Origin of the sequence: Sorangium sp. So ce1335 (genome assembly GCF_051521615.1) — a bacterium.
In the GTDB taxonomy this organism is placed as follows: Bacteria; Myxococcota_A; Polyangia; order Polyangiales; family Polyangiaceae; genus Sorangium.
On record NZ_CP150363.1, the window covers coordinates 6496527 to 6513399 of the forward strand.

Genomic DNA, 16873 nt, shown 5'->3' on the forward strand with positions numbered 1-16873 from the left:
CGCGCACACCGGACGGCGCCCTTCCGGGATCCCCCGAACGCGCGGGCGCCGGCGCGCGGGAGGTGGCGTGTCCGCGAAACGGGCCCCGCGATCCTCGCATCGATGGAGACGGCCGCGCTGACGCAGGGTGGGCGCGCCGGTCGAGCCCCATCATGGCATCCGTTTTTCCGCGCTGGAGCAACACCGCTTTCCGAATCGCCATCGCCGCCGTCCTCCTCGGCGGCGCGGCGGCCGTGGCAGCGCCGATGATCTACGTGCGCAGCGACTGGAACACCGGGCGGAACCTGCCCGTGCAGCAGCCGGTGCAGTTCGATCACAGGCACCATGTGCAGGACGACGCCATCGACTGCCGGTTCTGTCACTCGACGGTCGAACGGGCAGGCACGGCGGGGATGCCGTCGACGGCGCTCTGCATGGGGTGCCACAACCAGATCTGGAACCAGAGCCCGAAGCTCCAGCTCGTCCGGAGCAGCTATTTCTCGGACACGCCGATCCCCTGGAATCGCGTCAACGACATCCCCGATTTCGTCTACTTCAACCACGCGATCCACGTGAACAAGGGCGTCGGCTGCGTGACGTGCCACGGCCGCGTGGACCAGATGCCCGACGTCTACAAGGCGTCTCCGATGACGATGGGCTGGTGCCTCGACTGCCACAGGGCGCCGGAGCGGCACCTCCGCCCGCCCTCCGCGGTCGCGGACATGGACTGGGACCCAGGCCCCGACGCGGAGCGGATCGGCCGGCAGATCGCGCAGGAGCTCGGCGTGCGGCGGCTCCTTCATTGCTCGACCTGCCACAGGTGAGCGAGCGCCGGCGCGAGGAGGGCGAGCAGGCGGCGAACAGGGGACAGCGGCAAAGGCGGCGGCGATCCACCGATGACCTGAAGAGGGACGATGGCTGATCGAACACAGATCCCATGGAGCTCCGCGCTCGACGGCAAGACGGGCAAAGCGTACTGGCGCAGCCTCGCGGAGCTCCTCGAGACACCGGAGCTCCGGGAGGCCGCCGCGCAGGCGCTCCCCGGCGGCGAGGGCGACGCCGGCGCGCTCAACCGGCGGAGCTGGCTCAAGCTCCTCGGCGCGAGCATGGCGCTCGCCGGCGTGTCCGGGTGCAACGCGAAGCCCGCGGACAAGATCGTCCCCTATGTGACGACGCCGCCGGAGGTGACCCCGGGGATCCTCCGGTATTACGCCACGAGCCTCGATCTCGACGGGTTCGCCACGGGCATCCTCGTCGAGAACCACGAGGGGCGGCCGACGAAGGTCGAGGGCAACCCGGAGCACCCGGCGAGCCTCGGATCGACCGGCGTCTACGAGCAGGCGATGGTGCTCGGCCTCTACGACCGGCACCGCGCGCGCGCGGCGCGGCGCGGCCCGGCGCCGGCCGCGTGGGAGGCGTTCGTCGAGCAGTTCGGCGGCGCGCGGGACGACCGCGGCGCCGGGCTCCGCTTCGTCCTCCGGCCCACCGGCTCGCCGCTCACGCTCGATCTCATCGGCCGTGTCCAGGAGCGCCACCCAGCGGCCCGGTTCACGTTCCACGCGCCCGCCAGGTCGCCGCACCCGGCGCGCGGGGCCGAGCTCGCCTTCGGCGCGCCGCTCCAGGCGCAGTACGACTTCAGGACGGCGGACGTCATCCTCGCGCTCGACGCTGATTTCCTCGCGTCGATGCCGTTCAGCGTGCCGTATTCGCGCCAGTTCGCCGAGCGCAGGCGCATCGGGTCGCCGACGGGCACGATGAACCGGCTCTACGTCGTCGAGCCCGGCCTGAGCCCGACCGGGAGCATGGCCGATCACCGCCTGCGCCGGCGGCCCAGCGAGGTGCCGGCGATCGCCGCGGCGATCGCGGCGGAGCTGCTCCTCGCCGAGGGCGCGCGGCCCGGCGCCGTCCCCGCGGAGGCGCTCGGGGCGCTCGGGGCGCTCCGGGCGCGGGTGCGCGCGGAGGACAGGCCGTTCGTCCAGGCGCTCGCGCGCGACCTCGCGCGCGGCGGCGCGGCGAGCGTCGTCGTCGTCGGGGAGCGGCAGCCGCCGGCGGTCCACGCGATCGCGCACCTCATGAACACCGCGCTCCAGAGCGACCGCGCTTCGTGGGCCACCCGGGGGACGCTGATCACGGGCGGCGGCGCGGAGCAGGACCTCGCCGCCCTCGCGGACGAGATCCGGCGCGGCGCCGTCGACACCCTCGTGATCCTCGAGAACAACGTCGCCTACACGGCGCCGGCCGATCTCGAGCTCGCCGCGCTGCTCCGCGCCGTGCGGAGCCGCGTCTACCTCGGGCTCTACGAGGACGAGACGGCGGCCGCCTGCGACTGGTTCGTGCCCGCCGCGCACGACCTCGAGGCCTGGGGCGACGCGCGCGCCTACGACGGCACCATCTCGCTGATCCAGCCGCTCATCGAGCCGCTCTTCCAGGGCAGGACGGCCTCCGAGGTGCTCACCGTGTTCGCGGGCGAGCCGCGCCGGAGCGCGCGCGAGCTGCTCCGCGGCGCGTGGAGCGCGCGCCGGGGCGGCGCCGATTTCGACGCGTTCTGGGAGGAGGCGCTCCGGCGCGGGCTCGTCGAGGGCACCGCCGCCCCGCGCGAGAACGCCGCGCTCCGGCCCGCCGGGATCGCCGCGGCGCTCACGCAGCTCGCCGCGGCGGCGCCGACGCCGGCGGGCGCCATCGAGATCGCCTTCTCGGCCGACGCCAGCGTGTACGACGGCCGCTTCGCCAACAATCCCTGGCTGCTCGAGCTGCCCGACCCGATGACGAAGCTCACCTGGGACAACGCCGCGCTGGTCAGCCCGGGGACCGCGGAGGCGCTCGGCGTCGAGAGCGAGGACATCGTCGATGTCGAGCTCGGGGGGCGCACGCTCTCGATACCGGTGCTCGTCGCGCCGGGGCACGCCGACGGGACCGTGTCGCTGAACCTCGGCTATGGCCGGAGCGGCGCCGAGTCGCTCGCCGCCGGCGTCGGGTCCAACGCGTACCGGCTCCGCACCTCGGACGCGCCGTTCTTCGCGGCGGGCGCCTCGGTGCGGAAGCGCCCCGGGGAGAAGCACGAGCTCGCGCTCACGCAGAGGCACTTCAGCCTGCACGGGCGCCCCATCGCGCTCTCGGTCCCCCTCGCCGTCTACCGCGAGCACCCCGGCTTCACGGAGGCGTTCAAGGGCCCGCAGCCGTCGCTCATGCCCCAGGTGTCCGCCCCCGGGGTGCCGCTCGGTCAGTGGGCCATGACGATCGATCTCACGATCTGCACCGGGTGCAGCGCGTGCGTCGTCGCGTGTCAGGCCGAGAACAACATCCTCGTCGTGGGCAAGGACGAGGTGCTGAAGAGCCGCGAGATGCACTGGCTCCGGATCGACACCTATTACTCCGGCGACCCGCGCGACCCAGGCGTCGTCCACCAGCCGATGCTGTGCCAGCACTGCGAGAAGGCGCCGTGTGAATACGTGTGCCCCGTCAACGCGACGACGCACAGCCCCGACGGGCTCAACGAGATGACGTACAACCGCTGCGTCGGGACGCGGTTCTGCTCGAACAACTGCCCCTACAAGGTCCGCCGGTTCAACTGGTTCGACTATACCGAGCTCCACGCCTTCAACGACGGGCTCGCGCGGCTCCAGCGCAACCCGGACGTCACCGTGCGCGAGCGCGGCGTCATGGAGAAGTGCACGTACTGCGTCCAGCGGATCCGCCGCGCGGAGATCGCGGCGCGCGTCGAGCAGCGCGAGATCCGCCCCGGAGAGGTCGTCACCGCCTGCCAGCAGGCGTGTCCGACGCGGGCGATCCAGTTCGGCTCCCTGGCGCACAAGGAGACGGAGATGGTCGCCTGGCGGGAGGAGCCGCGGAGCTTCGAGGTGCTCCACGACCAGGGCACCCGGCCGAGGAACATGTACCTCGCGCGCATCGACAACGAGAACCCGGAGCTCGTCAAGCCGTGACCCAGCCCCTCCTGATCGGGCGCCCCACCGACGAGGCCCTCTCGGAGCAGCTCCTGTCGGTCGTGTGGAAGCCGCGCTCCAGGCTGTGGTGGGCGGCCTTCGCCCTCACCGGGGCCGGGACGGCCCTGCTCGCGCTCACCGTCGTCTACACCATCGTCACGGGGATCGGGGTCTGGGGCAACAACATCCCTGTCGGCTGGGCGTTCGGGATCATCAACTTCGTGTTCTGGGTCGGCATCGGCCACGCGGGGACGTTCATCTCCGCGATCCTGCTCCTCCTCGAGCAGCGCTGGCGCACGAGCATCAACCGGTTCGCCGAGGCGATGACGCTCTTCGCCGTCATGCAGGCGGGCCTCTATCCGCTCCTGCACCTCGGCCGGCCGTGGTTCGCCTACTGGCTCATCCCCTACCCCTCCACGCTCGCGGTCTGGCCCCAGTACAAGAGCGCGCTCCCGTGGGACGCCGCGGCCATCTTCACGTACTTCACGGTCTCGCTCGTCTTCTGGTACGTCGGGCTCATCCCCGATTTCGCGTCCCTGCGCGACCGGGCCCCGACCCGCGGGCGGCGGATCGTCTACGGCGTCCTGTCGCTCGGCTGGCGCGGCTCCGCGCGCGCCTTCCGCCATTACCGGCTGCTCTACGGGCTGCTCGCGGGCCTCGCGACGCCGCTCGTCGTCTCGGTCCACTCGATCGTGAGCAGCGACTTCGCGACGGCGCTCGTCCCGGGGTGGCACGCGACGATCTTCCCGCCGTTCTTCGTCGCCGGGGCCATCTTCTCCGGCTTCGCGATGGTGCTGACGCTGCTCATCCCCGCGCGCCGCGTCTTCCACCTCGGCAACGTCGTCACCCAGCGGCACATCGACAACCTGAGCAAGCTCACGCTCGTCACCGCCTGGATCGTCATCTACGCCTACATCATCGAATTCTTCGCCGCCTGGTACAGCGCATCGGAGTACGAGATCTACCAGTTCTTCGTCGCGCGCCCCACCGGCCCGAACGCCGCCGTGTTCTGGGCGCAGATGTTCTGCAACGTCCTCGTGCCCCAGCTCCTCTGGTCCTCGCGGGTCCGGCGGAACATGGTCCTTCTCTGGATCATCTCGATCCTCGTGAACGTCGGGATGTGGGCCGAGCGGTTCGTGATCATCGTCATGTCGCTGCAGCGCGAGTTCATCCCGTCGGGGTGGCACGCCTACCGGCCGACGTGGGTCGACATCTCGATGTTCGCCGGGACGATCAGCTTCTTCCTGCTGCTCTTCCTCATCTTCCTGCGCCTCTTCCCGTTCATCCCCGTGGCCGAGGTCAAGGAGCTGAACCACGAGCTCGGCAAGGAGGAGCACTGAGATGAAGAGAGGACTTCTCGCCGAGTTCGAGACGCCCGAGGCGATGCTCCGGGCGATCGCGGAGCTCCGGAGCCGCGGATACCGGCGGCTCGACGCGTTCACGCCGTATCCGATCCACGGCGCCGAGGCGGCGCTCGGGCTCGACCGGTCGCCGCTCACGTGGATCCTCCTGCCCTTCGCGCTCGCGGGCGCCGCGGGGGGCTACCTCGTCCAGTGGCACAACAGCGTCTACGACTACCCGCTCAACATCGGCGGGCGGCCGCAGCACGCGGCCCCGGCGTTCGTGCCGATCACCTTCGAGATGATGGTGCTCACGACCGCCCTCGTCGGCTTCGTCGTGCTGCTCGTCCTCACGAAGCTGCCCGAGCTCTGGAATCCGGTGTTCGATGTCCCGGGGTTCGAGCGCGCGACGATCGATCGGTTCTGGATCGGCATCGACGCCCGCGACCCGGCGCTCATCCGGCCCATCACCGAGCGCGATCTCACCGACCTCGGCGCGCTCACCGTCGCCTGGGCCGGGAGCCCGCCGCGACAGGAGCGGCCGTGAGGCGCGGGCGCTCGGCAGCGCTCGCCGGGCTCGCCGCGGCGCTCTGCGCCGCCTGCACCCCGGCGACCCCGGCCCAGGAAGAGCCCGGCGAGGGAAACACGCTGGATCTCGAGCGCATGCTCCGCCAGAAGCGCTACGCGCCGTACGAGCCGGCGGAGATGTTCCACGACGGCGCCGTCATGCGCCGCCCGCCCGAGGGCACCGTGCCGAACGACCGGGTGACCGGCGATCCCGGGCTCACGCGGGGCGTCGCGGGCGGCGCGTACGTCGACCGCATCCCGATCCCTGTCACGCTGGAGCTCGTCCGGTACGGCCAGGGCCGTTACGAGATCTTCTGCGGCGCCTGCCACGGGGTCGCCGGAGACGGCGAGTCGGAGGTCGCGCGGAACATGACGCAGCGGCGCCCGCCGTCGCTCGTCGACGCGCGCGTGCAGGCGTTCCCGCCCGGCCGCATCTACCAGGTCATCGTCGAGGGCTACGGCCTCATGCGCTCGTACGAGCCGCAGATCCCGCTCCGGGAGCGCTGGGCGATCGTGGCCTACGTCAAGGCGCTCGGGAGGAGCCGCGCCGCCGCGCTCGACGCGCTCCCCCTGCCCCTCCGCGAGCGCGCCCTGAAGGAGCTCCCGTGAACGGGCGAATCCCTCGTATCCCCATCTTCCGGGGCGGCCGCGCGCTCGTCGTGCGGTCGCTCGGCCTCGCGCTGCTCGGCGCCGTCCTGCTCGTCGTCGGCGCGTTCGTGGACCGGGAGCGCGTCTTCCACGCGTACCTCGCGGCGTACGCCTACGCGGTGACCACCGCGGTCGGCGCGCTCATCTTCCTCATGATCTGCCACGCGATGGGCGCGACATGGCCGGTGGCCGTCCGCCGCCTCGCCGAGTCGATCCTCTCGGCGCTGCCGCTCCTCGCCGTGCTGTTCCTCCCGCTCCTCCTCGGGATGGACTCGCTCTACGGCGACTGGCTCCATCCCGAGTCGATCCACGACGAGCACGCCCGGTCGATCGTGCTCCACAAGACCCCCTACCTGAACCTCCCCTTCTTCCTCGCGCGGACGGCGGTCTACTTCGCCATCTGGCTGGCCCTGAGCGCCCTCCTGCGCGGCGGCTCGCTCCGGGGCGACGCGAGCCCGGCGCTCGCCGGCGGCGGGCGGCTCCGCGCGCTCAGCGTCGGGGGCCTGCCGCTCGTGGCGCTGTCGTTCTCCTTCGCGTCGTTCGACTGGCTCATGTCGCTCGCGCCGCTGTGGGTCTCGACGATGTTCCCCGTCTACGTCTTCGCCGGCGGCTTCGTCGCCGCGATAGCGCTGCTCACGGGGCTCACGTTCACCACCGATCGCGCCGGCCTCCTGCCCGGGCTGAACACGTCGCACTACTACGCGCTCGGCCGGCTGCTCCTCGCGTTCACCATCTTCTGGGCCTACGCCGCCTTCTTCCAGTTCATGCTGATCTGGATCGCGGACAAGCCCGAAGAGGCCGAGTTCTACCTGCGCCGCGCCCACGGCCCGTGGGGGGCGGCGACCCTCGTCCTCGTGCTCGCGCGCTTCGTGATCCCCTTCGCGATCCTGCTCAATTACAGGATCAAGCGGAGGCCGGCCTGGCTGTCGGCGGTCGCCGCGTGGGTCCTCGTCGCGCACTACCTCGACATGCACTGGCTCGTCGTGCCCGAGGCCTCCGGCGCTCGCGCGCCGTACCACTGGCTCGATCTCGCGGCGCTCCTCGCCGTCGTCGGCCCGTGCGTCGCGCTCGCCGCGATCCGGCAGCGCGGCAAGCCGCTCGTCCCCGTCAACGACCCGGCGCTGCCGGCCGCACTCCGCTACGAGAGCGTATGACGTCCCACTACCGCCGTCCCGACGTGCGCCAGGAAGAGGATCACCTCCCCTGGCGGAGGATCCTCGCGATCGCGTTCGCGGTCATCGTCATCTTCGCCATCCTGGGCGCCTGGTCCTGGATGATCCTGCGCGGCCGCGAGGCGGCGCTCCGCTCCGTCGGCAGGACCGCAGAGCACGCGCGCGAGGGCTTCGAGCCGCGCGGCGTGGTGTCCGGGGTCGATCAGCGGATCTTCCGCCGCAAGGCCACCGGCGAGGAGGGCCTGGGCGAGGTGCTCAACCGCAGGAAGCGCGAGGAGCTCGGCCGCTTCGGCTGGGCCGACCGGGAGCGCGGGCTCGTCAAGATCCCGATCGAGGACGCGATGGGCCTCGTCGTCGAGGAGGGCCGATGATGAGGACAGCGCACCTCTCCGCCGCGGCGCTCCTCGCGCTCTCGCTCTCGCGCGCGCCGCTCGCGGCCGCCGCCGACCCGCCGGCGCTCCCGCGGGCCGCGCGCGAGGCCGACATCGAGGAGCGCCTCGGGAGCGCCGTCAACACGGCGCTCCCGTTCACGGACATGGAGGGACGCACAGCGCCGCTCGCCGCGCACCTCGACGGAGCGCGCCCTGTCCTCCTCGTCCTCGCCTACTACCGCTGCCCGACGCTCTGCGGCCTCGTGCTGCGCGGCCTCGTCTCCGGCATGGCGAAGCTCGATTACCGGCTCGGCGAGCACTACCGCGCGATCACGGTGAGCTTCGATCCCCGCGACACCCCGGCGTCCGCGGCGCGGAAGCGGACGGCCACCCTCGCGGCCCTGGGCATGGCGGCCGCGCCGGAGCCGGAGCTCTGGCCGTTCCTCACCGGCGATCTCCCCGAGATCCGCGCGCTCGCGGGCGATCTCGGGTTCCGGTTCGCGTACGACGCGCAGACAGACCAGTACGCGCACCCCGCCGCGGTCTTCGTGCTGACGCCGGACGGCCGCATCTCCCGCACGCTGGTTGGCATCGAGTTCCCCGCCCTCGATCTCCGGCTCGCGCTGCTCGAGGCGAGCCGCGGTCAGATCGGCACGCCCCTCGATCGGGTCCTCATGACGTGTTATCGCTACGACCCGGCGAGCCGCCGCTACGGCCCCTACGTGGCCGGCTTCCTGCGGGTCGGCGCGGCCGCCATCCTGGCCTGGGTCCTCACGCTCGTCGCCTTCTTCGGCTGGCGTGGGTGGCAGCGCCGACGGGAGGGCGCGCGATGAACGAGCTCCTGCGCCGCATCCTGTTCTTGCCCGACCAGCGCTCCTCGCTGGCGCGCGAGATCGACTGGCTCCACTACGTCGTCGTCTCCGTGACGATGGGGGGCGCCGTCCTGATCACGCTGATCGGCGGCTATTTCCTCATCCGCTATCGACGGCGCGTCCAGGACACCGCGCGGCCGCACGCCGGGACGCTCGCGAAGCCGGCGCTCGCCCTGGAGACGGTGACGCTCCTCGGCCTCGGCGTCCTGTTCCTCGCGTTCTGGAACGTCGGAACGCGCCAGTTCATCGACCTGCGCACGCCGCCCGCGGACACGCTCGACGTCTACGTCACCGGCAAGCAGTGGATGTGGAAGTTCGCCTATCCCGAGGGAGAGAGCATGATCTCGGTGCTCTACGTCCCCGCGCGCAGGCCGGTCAAGCTCATCATGACGTCGCGGGACGTCATCCACAGCTTCTTCGTCCCCGCGTTCCGCATCAAGCAGGACGTCCTCCCGGGCCGCTACACGACGGCCTGGTTCGAGGCGAGCGAGCCCGGGGCGTACCCCATCCTCTGCACGGAGTACTGCGGCACGAGCCACTCGGAGATGCGCGGCCAGGTGATCGCGCTGGAGCCCGCCGATTACGAGCGCTGGCTCCAGGGCGGCCCGGCGAGCACGCCGGCGTTCGCCCAGGAGGCCGCCGCGCAGGCCGAGCAGGAGCGCGCCGAGGCCGAGCCCACGATGCCGAGCCGCGGCGAGCGCGCCGCCGCCCGGCACAACTGCCTCCGGTGCCACACCCTCGACGGCACGACGCACATCGGCCCCACCTGGGCTGGCCTGTACCGCGCCGTCGTGCCGCTCGAGGCCGGCGGCGAGCGCATCGCCGACGAGGCGTACATCACCGAGTCGATCATGGACCCGCTCGCCGTGATGCACCGCGGGTTCCAGCCGGTCATGCCGTCGTACCTGGGGCAGATAACGCCGCCGGAGGTCGCCGCCATCATCGAGCTCATCAAATCGATCCGCGACGTGCCCCGCGGCCCCGTCGTGCCGTGGGACGGCGGCGCGACCGGGAGCGGCGCCGCCGCGCCGGGAGGGACGACGCCATGATCGCACACGGAATCGAGGGTGCGGCGCCGGGGCACGGCGCGCACGAGGCCGATTATCTCCGGGCCGACGCGGGCGTGCGCTCGTGGCTGCTCACGACCGATCACAAGCGCATCGGGATCATGTTCTATGCGCTCGTCGTCCCGATGCTCCTGCTCGGCGGCGTCTTCGCGCTCGTCCTCCGGACGGAGCTCCTGACGCCGGGGCCCACCGTGATCGACGCGTCGACCTACAACCGCATGTTCACGCTCCACGGCGTGGTCATGGTGTGGCTGTTCCTGATCCCGTCGATCCCGAACATCTTCGGGAACTTCGTCCTCCCGATCATGATCGGCGCCAAGGACCTCGCGTTCCCGCGCCTCAACCTGGCGAGCCTCTACATCTTCGCGATCGGCGGCGCGATCACGCTGTCGGCCGCCGTGGTCGGCGGCGCCGACACCGGCTGGACGTTCTACCCCCCCTACAGCACGACGACGCCCACGGCGGTCATGCCGGTCGTGATCGGCATCTTCATCCTCGGCATCTCGTCGATCATGACCGCTGTCAATTTCATCGCGACGACGCACACGATGCGCGCCAGCGGGCTCGGCTGGGGCCGCCTCCCCCTCTTCGTGTGGGCCATCTACAGCACGAGCATCATCATCCTGCTCGCGACCCCCGTCCTCGGCCTCACGATCCTGCTCGTCGGGGCGGACCACATCTACCATTTCGGCCTCTTCGACCCCGCGCTGGGCGGCGATCCCGTGCTGTTCCAGCACCTGTTCTGGTTCTACTCCCACCCTGCCGTCTACATCATGGTGCTCCCGGCGCTCGGGGTGGTAAGCGAGGTGGTCTGCACCTTCTCGCAGCGCCAGCCGGCGTCCTACTGGGCGATCGCCGTCTCGTCGCTCGGCATCGCGCTCATCGGGTTCGCGGGGTGGGGGCACCACATGTTCGTGGCCGGGATGAGCGAGGTCGACGCCGGCATCTTCGGCGCGTTCTCGATGTTCATCGGGATCTTCTCCGCCATCAAGGTCTTCACCTGGGTGGCGACGCTGCAGAAGGGGGCCATCCATTTCAACACCCCGATGCTCTACTTCCTCTGGTTCCTGTTCCTCTTCGTCTTCGGGGGCATGACGGGCATCGCCGTCGCGACGCAGTCGCTCGACGTGCACTGGCACGACACGTATTTCGTCGTCGCCCACTTCCATTTCATCATGGTGGGCGGCTCGCTCACCGCGTTCCTCGCGGCCGCGCACTACTGGTTCCCGAAGATGTTCGGCCGCATGTACTCCGAGCCCATGGGGCTGCTCACGTCCTTCGGGGCGTTCCTCGGGTTCGTCCTGACGTTCCTCCCCCAGTTCCTCCTGGGCAACGCCGGGATGCCGCGCCGTTACTACAGCTACCCGGAGCAGTACCAGTGGCTCAACGTGCTCTCGACGGGCGGCGCCTACCTGCTCGCGGCCGCGCTCGTGCTCGCGCTGGTCAACCTCCTCATCGCGCTTCGCTGGGGGGCGCGCGCCCCCGCCAACCCGTGGAGATCGCGCAGCTACGAGTGGATCACGCCGCCGATCCCGACGAAGCACAACTTCCCGGTGACCCCGGTCGTCGAGCGCGGCCCGTACGACTACCACCTGACCGACGAGGAGGCCCATGCTCGAATCTCAGCCGCCGCCCGTTGAGCCGCAGCCGCTCGCCCCGGCGCGGCTCGCCATGCAGTTCGAGGATCTCGAGAAGCAGACCCACGCCGCGCATTTCGGCATGTGGATCTTCCTCGCCAGCGAGGTCCTGCTCTTCGGCGGCCTCTTCGGCCTGTACGCCGCCTACCGCGCGATGTACGGCGCCGACTTCGTCGCGGGCATCGCGCACAACAGCGCCCCGATCGGCACGGCGAACACGGCGATCCTCCTGACGAGCAGCCTCCTCGTCGCGCTGAGCGTCTACGCCGTGCGCCTCGATCGGCCGGTGCGCGCCGGCCGTCTGCTGCTGGGCGCCATCGCGCTCGGGGTCGCCTTTCTCACGCTGAAGGGCGTCGAGTACGCGAACCACTTCCACCACGGGATCTTCCCCGGCGCCGCCTACCGCTTCGAGGAGCTCCCGCAGGCGGGCGCGCGGCTGTTCTTCACGCTGTATTTCGTCTCGACCGGCCTGCACGCCGTCCACGTCACCGCGGGGCTCGTCGTGCTCGGCTGGCTCGCGTGGGGGTGCCGCCGGCGCCGGTACGGCGCGGGCAACGAGACGCACGTCGAGCTCGGCGGGCTCTACTGGCACCTCGTCGACGTGATCTGGATATTCCTCTGGCCGATGCTCTACCTGATGCACCGCTAACGGCAGGTGGCACCCATGACCGTCAAGCACCTCTCCTCGCGGACCTACGTGATCGTCTGGCTCGCCCTGATGGTCCTCACGCTGGTCTCGTACCTCCTCTCGCTCGCCCACCTCGGCCGGGCCGACGTCGTCGCGGCGCTGCTCATCGCCACGGTGAAGACGGTGCTCGTGCTGCTGTTCTTCATGCACCTCATCGAGCAGCGCTTCTCGAACGCGCTCCCGATGATCGTGTCGACGCTCCTGCTCGGCCTGCTGCTCACGCTGATGATCTCCGACGTGACGGAGCGCGAGACGATCTCGCGCACGCCGATCCCGCCGGCCCCGCTGCCCGAGGCCGCGCCCGCGCCGCGCTGATCCGCGTGCTCGCGCGGCTCACGCGGATCACGCGGATCGCGCGGTCGCCCCGGACGGCGCGGGCGCGGCTGAGGTCGACCGAGGGCGACGGCGGAGTCCCGATGTCCGAGGGCGCCTGACGCCGATCTCACCGCATCGGGCGCCGCTCCCCCGGGCTGTCCACCGCCCCGGTTCGGTCCTACAAACACGTGCTCTCGGCGCTGCGCGACGGCCGTGCGGAATGGCGCCTGCGCCGGGGGCATTTGCACGTCCGCAGGAGCGACAATGAAGAGGTGGATGGGACGGGCCGCGCTCTCGTTCGGACTCGCCGCGGCGGGGTGCACCGCCGGCTCGACGGGCGAGCCGTGGATCGCGCAGGGAGACGGGTCTCCGGCGGTGGACTGGGCGGCGTCCGCGCCGGCCGCGTTCCGCGGCGCGCCCGGGAACGACGGCCCTGTCGCGCCGTGCTCCGGACAGGTCCTCTTCGCGGAGGATTTCTCGGACAACGTCGCCCGGTGGAGCCTCGCCGCCGGGTGGGAGATCGGCCCGGCGCGGGCGTCCCGCGGCCAGCGCGCGGGGTTCCCCGATCCGGCGAGCGACAACACGAAGGCCGGCGACAACGGCGTCGCCGGCGTGGTCCTCGGCGGCGGCCCGAGCATCACCGGGCCGCACCCGCAGCGCTACCTGACGAGCCCCGCGGTCGACGCGACCGCGAGCGGGCGGGTCACGCTGTCGTTCTGGCGCTGGCTGAACACGACGTACCGCAACAGGGCCCGCGTCGAGGTCTTCGACGGATCGCGCTGGCGCATCGTCTACGAGTCTCCGCTCGACGACATCACCGAGTCCGCGTGGACGAACGTCACGTACGATCTGACGCCCTACAAGAGCCGGCGCCTCCGGGTGCGGTTCGGCTACAGCGCCGTCATCGCCTTCGGCGGCGCGCCCATGTCGGGCTGGAACATCGACGACGTGCGGATCAGCGCGTGCCGGTAGGCGGCGGTCGGCTTCTGACCGGGAAGACGGGAGCACGGCACAAGTTCAATTGCACCACAGTATTGCCGTCCTCCCGAAAGCGCGCTCCCGGCGCGTGCGCTCCTCCCGGCCGCTCACCCTGGCCCCTCGTTTGCTCACGCTGGCCGCAGGGCGCGCAAGAACGGACCTTGCGCCATGTTGTGCCACAGAAAGGACATCACGAGTCATGGCCATCCAGAAGAAGCGCAAGGTGCTCCGGTCCCCCTTCGTCGTGACCGTCGCGGCGGCGGCCTCGTTCGCTGGCGCGGTGGCGCTGCCGGGGTGCGACCCGACGATCACGGAAGGGAGCTGTCCCGAGACGCGGCCGGCGATGGGATCGAGCTGCGAGGAGGAGGATCTCTCCTGCAACTACGGCGAGGACGGGTGCGGCAGCCCCATCGAAGCCCGGTGCTCGGATGGGAGGTGGATCGACCTGACGCCGACCTGCAATCCGCCGCCGCCGCCGCCGCCGCCGCCGGCGTGCCCCGATCAGCTGCCGAAGGCGGGCAGCGCGTGCTCCGACGTCGGCGTGAGCTGCCCGTACGTCGGCCCGGCCGATTGCCCAGAGAGGAGCACGGCGACCTGCGGCGCGGACGCCACATGGACGGTCGAGACGAAGCCGCTCGCGTGCAACCCGCCGCCGCCGGCGTGCCCCGACGAGATGCCGGCCGCTGGCAGCGCGTGCTCGCTGCTCGGCGAGAGCTGCTCCTATGACGGCCCGCCCGATTGCCCCGAGCCGACAACGATGACCTGCAGCGTCGAGGGCACGTGGTCCGTGACGATCGCGGTCGCGTGCAACCCGCCGCCCCCACCGCCGCCCGAGGACTGTCTCTCGGCCGCCAGCGGGGAGGAGTGCGCGGCCCTGGGGCCGGCGTGTCAGTGGCTCGTGCCGGGCTGCGCCGAGGGCTCGGGGACCCCGGCGCTGTCCGCGGCGGGCTGCTTCCCGAGCCTGCCGTGCGGCGAGGTCGACGCGCCGTGTCCGGCCGGGACGCGCTGCCAGGAGGTCGTCGTCAACCCCTGCGTCGCCTCGTCTCCCGACGGGGCGACCTGCGCCGCGTGCGGGAGGACCATGAGCGTCTGCCTGCCGCCCTCCGCGGCGACCACCGGAGGGTGAGCTCCTCCGGGGCCGGCGCGCTGCCACCTTCTCGTCTTGCCGCCCCCTGACCCGGAGTCTGGTTTTCGGTTCCCGAGTTGTGCCGAGGATCCGGAGAGATTTCAACGCAAAGGCGCAAAGGCGCAACAAGGATCAATAGAGTGCGTCCTTGCGCTTCTGGCGTCTTTGCGGTGAGCTCTCTCTCCGGATCCTGGCAAGACCGGTGATCAGCGTGACCCCATGACAGACACCCCCGACGAAGAGCAAGACAGCGCCGCTGGCGCAGAGCAGGACGGCGCCGCTGGCGCGGAGCAGGACAGCGCCGCTGACGCGGAGCAGGACAGCGCCGCAGGCGCGGAGCAGGCGCCGCGCGCCCCGCTGCCTCCGGCGAGCGACGCGGTGCGCGGCGAGTGGGGGCGGCGCATCGAGGCCGAGTACCGCTCGGCGGCGATCACGCAGCACCTCACGCTCTGGCTCATCCAGATGGGCGCGTCGCCCGATCTCATCGACGACGGCCTGCGCATCGTCAAGGACGAGCTCGCGCACGCGCGCCTCAGCCATCGCGTCCACGTCCTCGCGGGCGGCGGGGCCCTGGCGCCGCTCCGCCGCGAGACGCTGGGGCTCAAGGGCCACGGAGACGAGCCGCTCGAGCTCTCCGTCGCGCGGGCGGGCGTCGAGATCTTCTGCCTCGGAGAGACGGTCGCCGTCCCGCTCTTCAAGGTGCTCCGCGAGGGGTGCGCCGTCCCTGCCGCGCGCCGGGCGCTCGACCGCATCCTGCGCGACGAGGTGCGGCACCGCGACTTCGGCTGGACGCTGCTCCGCCACCTGCTCGAGCTGCCGTGCGCGCCGGCGGTGCGCCAGCTCGTCGAGCGCGAGCTCCCCGCCATGTTCGCGCGGCTGCGCCGGAGCTACATGCCCGCCGGCGGCGCGCGGCGCGCGGCGATCTCCGGCGACGACCGCGCCTGGGGCCTCATGCCGGTCGCCCGCTACGGCGAGATCCTCGAGCGCGCCGTGGAGCGGGACTACGTGCCCCGCTTCGCCGAGCACGGCGTCGACGCGCGCTCGGCGTGGCGCCGCTCGGCGGCCTGACCCAGGCCGGACGCCGCTACGACACCACCCGGACGACCCGCCGCTCCGGCAGGCTCGCGCGCCGCTGCTCCCACTCGCCGCGCGCCGCCCAGCCGACGATGCGGCGCAGGAGCAGCGTGGGCGCGTCCGCCTCGACGTGGTGCTCGCCGAGGGCGCCGTGCTCCGCCGCCGTCCGCTCGGCGCTCTCCAGGAGGAGCCGGTCCTGCCGGAGGATCGCCGGCTCGTCCCGGCGGAAGCGCACGCGCGGCCCGAACGGCAGCGCCCGCGCGACGAGCCACTCCATGCGGCACCGGTCGGGCGCGGTCGGCACGAAGTGCAGGACGATCCGGCGCGACGGCCCGCCCAACGAGCGGACCTCGACGCGGTCGGGGAGCGTGAACGAGAGAAGCGTCTCGGTCGATCGCCCCCCGGGCGCGCCGCCGTCCTCGCGGACCGGCCCGCGCAGCGTCATCCCGTCCGGCGTCACCCGCATCTCCAGGAGCTGCTCGCGCAGCCCGCGGAGCAGCGCGATGTAGAATTGCCCGTGCGTCCACGGGTGCGCGAACACCGGATGACACCAGTCGAGGTTGTTCTCCAGGCCCTTGAGCGCGGCGCACTGGTGCTCCACCGAGCCCTGGTCCCAGCGGTGCGCCGCGAAGCCGTCGATCGAGGGAGCGGGCGGCGGCGCGCCCTCGCCGCCGCCGAGCCAGACCCACACGTACCCGTCCTGCTCCACGCACGGGAACGCGGGCACACCGCACCTCTCCGGGATGCGCCTGCCCGGCGCGAGCGACGGAATGTGCACGCACGCGCCGCCGCCGTCGAACCGCCAGCCGTGGTATCCGCACGCGAGCTCCCCGCCGGTCACGCGCCCGAGCGACAGCTTGACCCCGCGGTGGCAGCAGCGATCCGCGAGCGCCCGGGGCCTGCCGCCGTCTCCGCGGAACACGACGATGTCCTGATCGAGGACGCGGGCGGCGCGCGGCGCCGCCCCGAGCTGCGCCGACGCGCAGGCCACATACCAGTACGGCCTGAGGAACATGGCTTCACCTCCAGCAAACAACCATGAATGTATGTAAATTGACACACGAGCAGAGGGCAGAACAGGAGCGGTGAGAGGGCGGC

16 protein-coding genes are annotated in these 16873 nt (G+C 71.7%); 15 read left to right on the forward strand and 1 reads right to left on the reverse strand.

The window, feature by feature from the left end:
- Positions 1–152 precede the first annotated feature (152 nt).
- The 15 genes from WMF24_RS23985 (at position 153) to WMF24_RS24055 (ending at position 15769) form a co-directional block, all read left to right on the forward strand.
- Entirely contained in the window at positions 153–803 is a 651-nt protein-coding gene (locus tag WMF24_RS23985) for a cytochrome c3 family protein (protein ID WP_437729689.1), read from the forward strand.
- Between the two features lie 90 nt (positions 804–893).
- A complete protein-coding gene (locus tag WMF24_RS23990; protein WP_437729690.1) occupies positions 894–3920 on the forward strand; it encodes a TAT-variant-translocated molybdopterin oxidoreductase in 3027 nt (1008 codons plus the stop codon).
- Positions 3917–5260, forward strand: a complete 1344-nt coding sequence (nrfD, locus tag WMF24_RS23995; protein ID WP_437729691.1) for an NrfD/PsrC family molybdoenzyme membrane anchor subunit — start codon at positions 3917–3919, stop codon at positions 5258–5260. Before WMF24_RS23990 ends, nrfD begins: the two co-directional genes overlap by 4 nt.
- Before the next feature lies 1 nt (position 5261).
- Positions 5262–5807 carry a DUF3341 domain-containing protein gene (locus tag WMF24_RS24000; protein ID WP_437729692.1) on the forward strand — a complete coding sequence of 182 codons (546 nt, stop codon included), beginning with the start codon at positions 5262–5264 and terminating at the stop codon, positions 5805–5807.
- Positions 5804–6436 (forward strand): c-type cytochrome, encoded by a 633-nt coding sequence (locus tag WMF24_RS24005; RefSeq protein WP_437729693.1) that lies wholly within the window; start codon positions 5804–5806, stop codon positions 6434–6436. Before WMF24_RS24000 ends, WMF24_RS24005 begins: the two co-directional genes overlap by 4 nt.
- Positions 6433–7629: a hypothetical protein gene (locus WMF24_RS24010; protein ID WP_437729694.1), complete on the forward strand. Its 1197-nt coding sequence runs from the start codon at positions 6433–6435 to the stop codon at positions 7627–7629. Before WMF24_RS24005 ends, WMF24_RS24010 begins: the two co-directional genes overlap by 4 nt.
- Positions 7626–8018, forward strand: a complete 393-nt coding sequence (locus tag WMF24_RS24015) for a hypothetical protein (RefSeq protein WP_437729695.1) — start codon at positions 7626–7628, stop codon at positions 8016–8018. The genes WMF24_RS24010 and WMF24_RS24015 overlap by 4 nt, the downstream gene beginning before the upstream one ends.
- Positions 8015–8851 carry an SCO family protein gene (locus WMF24_RS24020; RefSeq protein ID WP_437729696.1) on the forward strand — a complete coding sequence of 279 codons (837 nt, stop codon included), beginning with the start codon at positions 8015–8017 and terminating at the stop codon, positions 8849–8851. The genes WMF24_RS24015 and WMF24_RS24020 overlap by 4 nt, the downstream gene beginning before the upstream one ends.
- Entirely contained in the window at positions 8848–9939 is a 1092-nt protein-coding gene (gene coxB, locus WMF24_RS24025) for a cytochrome c oxidase subunit II (RefSeq protein ID WP_437729697.1), read from the forward strand. The genes WMF24_RS24020 and coxB overlap by 4 nt, the downstream gene beginning before the upstream one ends.
- On the forward strand, positions 9936–11597 hold the full coding sequence (locus WMF24_RS24030) for a cytochrome c oxidase subunit I (RefSeq protein ID WP_437729698.1): 1662 nt from the start codon (positions 9936–9938) through the stop codon (positions 11595–11597). The genes coxB and WMF24_RS24030 overlap by 4 nt, the downstream gene beginning before the upstream one ends.
- Positions 11569–12243 (forward strand): cytochrome c oxidase subunit 3 family protein, encoded by a 675-nt coding sequence (locus WMF24_RS24035; RefSeq protein WP_437729699.1) that lies wholly within the window; start codon positions 11569–11571, stop codon positions 12241–12243. Before WMF24_RS24030 ends, WMF24_RS24035 begins: the two co-directional genes overlap by 29 nt.
- A gap of 15 nt (positions 12244–12258) precedes the next feature.
- Positions 12259–12597 (forward strand): cytochrome C oxidase subunit IV family protein, encoded by a 339-nt coding sequence (locus WMF24_RS24040; protein WP_437729700.1) that lies wholly within the window; start codon positions 12259–12261, stop codon positions 12595–12597.
- Between the two features lie 264 nt (positions 12598–12861).
- The gene (locus WMF24_RS24045) at positions 12862–13569 is read left to right on the forward strand and encodes a hypothetical protein (protein WP_437729701.1); all 708 of its coding nucleotides are present in this window, start codon (positions 12862–12864) and stop codon (positions 13567–13569) included.
- A 205-nt stretch (positions 13570–13774) separates the two neighbouring features.
- Positions 13775–14701, forward strand: a complete 927-nt coding sequence (locus WMF24_RS24050) for a hypothetical protein (protein WP_437729702.1) — start codon at positions 13775–13777, stop codon at positions 14699–14701.
- Positions 14702–14920: 219 nt separating this feature from the next.
- Positions 14921–15769 (forward strand): ferritin-like domain-containing protein, encoded by an 849-nt coding sequence (locus WMF24_RS24055; protein WP_437729703.1) that lies wholly within the window; start codon positions 14921–14923, stop codon positions 15767–15769.
- Between the two features lie 16 nt (positions 15770–15785).
- Here WMF24_RS24055 and WMF24_RS24060 read toward each other — a convergent pair whose 3' ends face one another.
- Positions 15786–16790 (reverse strand): Rieske 2Fe-2S domain-containing protein, encoded by a 1005-nt coding sequence (locus WMF24_RS24060; RefSeq protein ID WP_437729704.1) that lies wholly within the window; start codon positions 16788–16790, stop codon positions 15786–15788.
- Positions 16791–16873: the final 83 nt, after the last annotated feature.

Coding starts and splice junctions, on each gene's coding strand:
- WMF24_RS23985 (WP_437729689.1), top strand. CDS start 153: ATGGCATCCGTTTTTCCGCGCTGGAGCAACACCGCTTTCCGAATCGCC.
- WMF24_RS24015 (WP_437729695.1), top strand. CDS start 7,626: ATGACGTCCCACTACCGCCGTCCCGACGTGCGCCAGGAAGAGGATCAC.
- WMF24_RS24060 (WP_437729704.1), bottom strand. CDS start 16,790: ATGTTCCTCAGGCCGTACTGGTATGTGGCCTGCGCGTCGGCGCAGCTC.
- coxB (WP_437729697.1), top strand. CDS start 8,848: ATGAACGAGCTCCTGCGCCGCATCCTGTTCTTGCCCGACCAGCGCTCC.
- WMF24_RS24000 (WP_437729692.1), top strand. CDS start 5,262: ATGAAGAGAGGACTTCTCGCCGAGTTCGAGACGCCCGAGGCGATGCTC.
- WMF24_RS24045 (WP_437729701.1), top strand. CDS start 12,862: ATGAAGAGGTGGATGGGACGGGCCGCGCTCTCGTTCGGACTCGCCGCG.
- WMF24_RS24040 (WP_437729700.1), top strand. CDS start 12,259: ATGACCGTCAAGCACCTCTCCTCGCGGACCTACGTGATCGTCTGGCTC.
- WMF24_RS24055 (WP_437729703.1), top strand. CDS start 14,921: ATGACAGACACCCCCGACGAAGAGCAAGACAGCGCCGCTGGCGCAGAG.
- WMF24_RS23990 (WP_437729690.1), top strand. CDS start 894: ATGGCTGATCGAACACAGATCCCATGGAGCTCCGCGCTCGACGGCAAG.
- WMF24_RS24035 (WP_437729699.1), top strand. CDS start 11,569: ATGCTCGAATCTCAGCCGCCGCCCGTTGAGCCGCAGCCGCTCGCCCCG.
- WMF24_RS24050 (WP_437729702.1), top strand. CDS start 13,775: ATGGCCATCCAGAAGAAGCGCAAGGTGCTCCGGTCCCCCTTCGTCGTG.
- WMF24_RS24020 (WP_437729696.1), top strand. CDS start 8,015: ATGATGAGGACAGCGCACCTCTCCGCCGCGGCGCTCCTCGCGCTCTCG.
- WMF24_RS24030 (WP_437729698.1), top strand. CDS start 9,936: ATGATCGCACACGGAATCGAGGGTGCGGCGCCGGGGCACGGCGCGCAC.